This window comes from Methylosinus sp. R-45379 (assembly GCF_001644125.1).
Taxonomy (GTDB): domain Bacteria; phylum Pseudomonadota; class Alphaproteobacteria; order Rhizobiales; family Beijerinckiaceae; genus Methylosinus.
The window spans coordinates 1-1149 of record NZ_LUUM01000193.1 but is presented as its reverse complement, the minus strand read 5'-3'; the positions used below and the strand labels follow the sequence as shown (position 1 = coordinate 1149).

The following is a 1149-nucleotide window of genomic DNA, read 5'->3' as shown; positions in this document are numbered from 1 at the left end:
CCTTGGGCGGGGGCAGCCCGCCGAAGGAAGCGCCACGGCAGAATGAAGCAAGAGACGTTGCGCAGAATGTTACGTCTTATGGGCAGCAAGGCGGGATAACAGCAGGAACAGTCAATATAGGGCCGCAACGATTGACGTTTTCACAAGAGCTTGGACGCGAACTTCTCTCAAAAATGCCGGTTAAAAAAAATGTTTTGATGCAAAGCACGGGAGGAAATGCGGATCAATTGGTTGCAACAGACATAGAAAACTTCCTTATTCAGAACGGTTACAACGTCACAAGGCGCACATCGGCCGCGTTGGCGCCGCCGCCAGATAAAAAGATTGTGATTAATGATTTGGCAGATCAATATATTTTGGTTGTTGCTCCCAGCGCGAATTGATCTGGTTGCGGGCAAGATGACGGTCGCGGCGGTTTTCGAGGTGGTTGGCGGGCTTGACCTGCTCCCTCTACCCGCGGTAAATATCGAGGGTTAAGACAACCACCAATTGAGTGGCTATTGCCAATCGGCAGGTATCTCTCCGGCCCCCCTTCTTTGTGTCATCGCCCCGCCGCCGCAAAGGCAATGCGGGCGCAACTGAAGGGAACCGACCTCAATGGCTATCACCCACGCCGCCAGCACCGCACAGAGCATCCTCGCGGACTGTGCGACCAATGCCACGGCCGCCATAGCTGCCCTCGACGCCGCAGCGCAACTGCCTGAGGCTGAACGTATCATCTGGCTCCAAGCCCGATACGGCAGTCTCACCGCCACGCCCACCGCAGGGCGAGTGTTTGAGACGCTCCCCGCCTTCCTCGCTTGGACCCGTCCCTGGATACTGGACAACATTGTCTTTCAACTCGACAGTGATCCTTTGACCGCCTTTGCCGATGGGGGAGCCTCTGGCGGACAGAGCGAAGAGCAGACCATGCGGGACGCCTCCGAGACAATGGAGCTACCCGTTGTCGAAGTTCTTGACCCTGCCTCGGGTGTGATTCTCCCGGCGTTCGATGCGCGGCTATTGGAAGTCGTCTGGTCTCTCCTGCCCTAGAAGGTGACGCTGCTCCATTTGTTCGCCGCGCCCGTTCAGGTGGAGTGAGGGGGCCGTGTGGCGGACGTGAAGGCAAGATACTCAGGTTTTTTGTTTTCGACCTCACCGCCGCCGCCG

Annotated in this window: 2 protein-coding genes; both read left to right on the top strand. The window is 57.4% G+C overall.

The features are described 5' to 3' along the window. Positions 1-383: hypothetical protein (locus A1351_RS25285; RefSeq protein ID WP_198162311.1), on the top strand; the 383-nt coding region annotated here is incomplete at its 5' end. A 214-nt stretch (positions 384-597) separates the two neighbouring features. Further along, positions 598-1032 (top strand): hypothetical protein, encoded by a 435-nt coding sequence (locus A1351_RS08300; protein WP_064032743.1) that lies wholly within the window; start codon positions 598-600, stop codon positions 1030-1032. Positions 1033-1149: the final 117 nt, after the last annotated feature.

Excerpts from the sequence above, each read along its gene's own strand:
- A1351_RS08300 (WP_064032743.1), top strand. The coding sequence starts at position 598 with ATGGCTATCACCCACGCCGCCAGCACCGCACAGAGCATCCTCGCGGAC.